The 4,062-nt window shown below is 70.8% G+C and carries 2 protein-coding genes; both read left to right on the top strand.

The features are described 5' to 3' along the window. The first annotated feature begins 84 nt into the window (after positions 1-84). Positions 85-2,043, top strand: a complete 1,959-nt coding sequence (locus ACFUEL_RS36415; RefSeq protein ID WP_380241982.1) for a hypothetical protein — start codon at positions 85-87, stop codon at positions 2,041-2,043. An 11-nt stretch (positions 2,044-2,054) separates the two neighbouring features. After that, complete coding sequence (locus ACFUEL_RS36410; RefSeq protein WP_380241980.1) at positions 2,055-2,693, top strand: hypothetical protein; 639 nt, start codon at positions 2,055-2,057, stop codon at positions 2,691-2,693. Positions 2,694-4,062 lie beyond the last annotated feature (1,369 nt).

Here is a 4,062-nt window from a genome sequence, read left to right as displayed (position 1 = left end):
ACCTCAGGTTGTCGCCCATCGGGCCGCCGTCCGTCCCCCGGGGTGCCCGGCCCCGGGCCACCCCCTACCCGATCGAGAGGCCCCATGAGCGACTCCGCCCCCGACACCCCGCCGACGCTGGAGCAGCTGCTCCAGCTGATCCGGAAGGACACGGGGATCATCACCCGGTACGAGAAGGCCCTTGCCACCATGGAAGAGCGGCGGTCCGGCCGGATGACGGCGGCCCGAGCAGCGGGCGCCACCGCGGACGAGCTCGCCGAGATCATCGGCAAGTCCGCAACCCGCGTGAAGCAGCTGGCCCCCGGCGGGAAGCACGGGCGGCCCCGGAAGGCGGCCCCGGCCCCGGCCCCGGCCCCGGCCGCTGAGGAGCCCGATCCAGAACGCCTCCCTGCTGCCTACCGGACCGCAGTGCCTGACGAGCTGCTCCCGGAGAGGTGGCGGCCCGGCGCGGCGACCGGCCTGCGCTCGCTGCTCTCCGATCTCGTCACCAACCGGTGGGGGATCAAGGGCCCCGAGAAGGCGACGATCTTCCTGGACATGGCCACCGGCCGGTGGGTGTCGGTGCGCGGAGCTACCGGCCAGCTCGCCTGGAGCGACCGCTCCGCGGCCGAGCTGCTCGCCGGTATCCCGGAGCCGGTGGAGCGCGTGTTCCTCGTGGGCAACCGGCCGCAGGCGCCGGGCATCCCGGACGCCGCGGAGGCCGTCCGGGCGTGGTTCCTCGGTCCGGTCCCGCCCGGGTGGGCGGGCGGCTCTCACTACCTGGAGAACGCAGACCTGCCCACCGGCCGGTGGACGCACGCGAGCGAGAGGGAAGTTGAAGTGCTGCGCGCCGCCTGCTGGTTCGGCACCGGGGAGTACTCGGCGGACCAGGCCGCCGCGGCGTGGGCGGAGCTCCGCGGCATGATCGCGCGCAAGTTCGACTCCGGCGCGCTGCTGCTCTCCACCCCGTCCACCACCGGCCGGGACCTGTTCCGCCGCTCCATCGGCACCGACCGGCGGGGGAAGCCGAAGACGTACCCGGTCCTCTCGGCGGAGCTCCGCGAGCTGATCCAGTCCACCTCCGGTCAGGGCCGGTGGGAGGTGCTCCCCGAGGGCCCGCAGGAGATCCCCGTCTTCACGCACTGGGACATGCGCTTCGCCTACTCGGCGCTGGCGTGGGGCATGCCGGTCGGGGCCCCGACGATGGTCACCGGGAAGGAGTGGGCGGCGCTCACCGACGAGGACCAGGACGTCACGCTCATGCGGCGCGGCCGGTGGCTCGTCACCGCGGAGGTGCCCGCCGGGTGGGAGCACGTCGGGCTGCTCGGGGCCCCGGCGGAGACGTCCGGGGACGAGAAGCTGTGGACGTACCCGCGCCGCCCGGGGGAGCGGTTCACCACCTGGGCCAGCGGATCGGAGCTCTCCCTCGCCCGCCAGTGGAAGTGGCGCATTCAGGTCCACGAGGGCTTCCATTTCAAGGAAGGCAAGCCGCTGAACGACTGGAAGACGAACCTGACGGAGCTGTATCTCTACACCGAGAACCGAGACGACATCAGCCCTGACCTGCGGCGACTCGTGCAGGGAGCACTGCGCATGCTCGTTCTCACCTCCGTGGGCGCGTTCGCGGCCCGTTCCCACCCCGTCACGAAGTCGATTCCGGCCACCCGGCAGAACCGCAAGGTGCCCCCGGAGGACGCCCCGGTGCGCGTCGTCGGCGGCCACTACGTGTGGACGGAGCTCGGGGAGCGGTCGCACTGGAGCCAGCTCACGGACCACCCGGAGTGGTCCGCCGAGATCTGGGCCCGGTGCCGGGCCCGGCTCCTGGAGGCGCCGACCGCCGACAAGTCGGTCCGGGCCGGGGCGCTGCACGTGCCCCCTGGTACGGTCCTGGCCATGCGTACTGACGGCATCTCCCTTGCCTGTGACCCCGGTTGGACCGATGACGGCACCGTTGGGCTGTACCGGCTGAAGGGCCGGATCGGTCACGCGGTCGCGCGGCCGGTGAACGAGGCCGAAGGCGAGTCGCTGCGGAAGCTGGCCGCGCAGCAGCTCGGGGCCGCGTGATGGCCGCGGGCATGACGAGCGCTCAGCTCGTACACCAGCTGCTGGCCGAGGGCATGACGCAGCAGGAGATCGCGGATGCGGTGGTCCGGGACTCCTCGGTGATCTCCCAGATCATCCGGCCCGTCAAGCCGAAGCCGTACAACAACCTGACGCCGACGCTGGAGGCCCTGCTCGCCAACCGGCGCGGCCGAAGGGTGGACGTGCCGGAGGCGCCCCGGCGGCTCAACGCTCAGGGGCAGGAAGCCGCGGTGCGCAAGCCGACCGCGGGGGGCCGGACCGTGCACGTCCGCTCCGGCGGGGCGATCAAGTCCGGCGCGAAGTCCATCGCCAACCGGCTCAGGGTCGCAGAGCGTGACGGGTTGCGCGTGGCGTGGACGGTGGTGTACCCCTCATGGGTAGAGATCGGCAAGTCGCCGAAGCGGACGGGAACCGGCCACCGGCCGGACCCGGACTCGAACATCGCTGAGGTGGGCAACCGCGGCGAAGGATACGAGGCGTCCGAGTTCATCGACATGCTGAACGACGAGAACGGCGACGTCGGGAAGATGATTACGAAATGGCTCGTGTCTCAAAACATGTTGGACACACCGGACGTAACGCCTCTTTCGATCGAGCTCCGCACATGGAAAAGGAAGCCGAAGGCGGAATGATCACCTGTCAAGTCGTGAACGTCGGGTCTACCGTCAGTCACGGCCCGGGTGTAGTGTGACGAGCGGTTGTTCTGTGAATATGCCGTGCATGGGGCGCCGTTCAACTTCGCTTAAGGTCAGGGGGTTTCGCGTGTTTCCGATCCCGACGAACCCCCTGACCTGCGACGATTCTCCAACGCCAGAGGCCCTGACCAGTCATGGTCAGGGCCTCTGGCTGCTCCGGCGCGTTTCCTGCACTGAGGGGCGCGTTCATATTCGCCGGAGGAGCGCCGTTTCGGACGACACGCCGTGTCGAGCGGCTGATGTCCGATCACGCGCTATGATCCGTTCCACCACTGCCGATAGCACCTCCCGGGGGCCCTGCTGGTACTTCTAACCGATATCACTCTGTGCAAAACAACTGAACACGTCGGGCGGGGCTCCTACCCCCCGCGCCGACACACCACCCGGGTCTGATACCCCCGGGGCCCTTCGCGTTTCCGCGATGGGAGCCGTTCGCTTTGTCAAACGGTATCATGCACGTGCTCAGACACGCAGGATCGAGTTCACGACAACCCCTCGTTGTCAGATCCGTTTCGCCGTGCTAGGTGTCGAACGCCCCCGCCCCTCGCGGCGGGGGGCCCGAGAGCGGGCAGGCCGGGAGGCCGCCCCGTGGAAGGCACGCCCGTATCGGACCGGTTCAATCCCGGGAGTCCGGCGGGTGGGGCGAGAGAACCGCGCCGGTTGCGTTCCGGCCGGGGACTCTGGCCCGCTCCCCAGGGGAGCAGAACCTCCGCGCCCGCGCGGAAAGGCTGCTCGCGCAGGGACGGGCCGGACACTCCGCCGCTAACGGATGCCGAGAGGCACGAGCCGAGGCCGCGGGAGCGGCCAAGCCGCGCGGGAGCGCAGGCCGGACGGAAGCCGGATTGGGACTCAGCGCGCCCACCGGCCGGAACGCAAGCGGCATGCCGCCCCGGGACGGAAGCTCTCCGGTGGTGCGAGTGAACCGGGTCCATCAGCTGGTGGGCCCGAAGCCTCGCGTGCGAAGCAGGGAGCCCCAGGCATGGGGGGAACCGCGGCCTCGCTGAGAACAGACGGTGCGTGTCGGCCGCGCGTAGGCGCGGTGGTGGTGGAGAACCGGCGGACCTATGCCCAACGGACAGATCAAGCTCCTCGCCCCGGTGGTTGCGGCTGCACGCCTGCGGCGCGTACCCTCGGGGCGCGCAGGCGCGGCCCGCAGGGGCTTCCGTGCCGGGGCTGGACTACGGACGGGGGCGAGGAGTTGGCACACGAGACGGAGACAACCGCAGGTTGTCAGGGGGGCGACCGCCCCCGGGGCCGCCGCAGGCGGGGCCGGCCAACGCGGACCGGCGACAGCCGGGCCTTCCGG

It is taken from the genome of Kitasatospora sp. NPDC057198 (genome assembly GCF_042670125.1).
In the GTDB taxonomy this organism is placed as follows: Bacteria; Actinomycetota; Actinomycetes; order Streptomycetales; family Streptomycetaceae; genus Kitasatospora.
This window is presented reverse-complemented; position numbering and strand designations above follow the sequence as displayed.

Excerpts from the sequence above, each read along its gene's own strand:
- ACFUEL_RS36415 (WP_380241982.1), top strand. The coding sequence starts at position 85 with ATGAGCGACTCCGCCCCCGACACCCCGCCGACGCTGGAGCAGCTGCTC.
- ACFUEL_RS36410 (WP_380241980.1), top strand. The coding sequence starts at position 2,055 with ATGACGAGCGCTCAGCTCGTACACCAGCTGCTGGCCGAGGGCATGACG.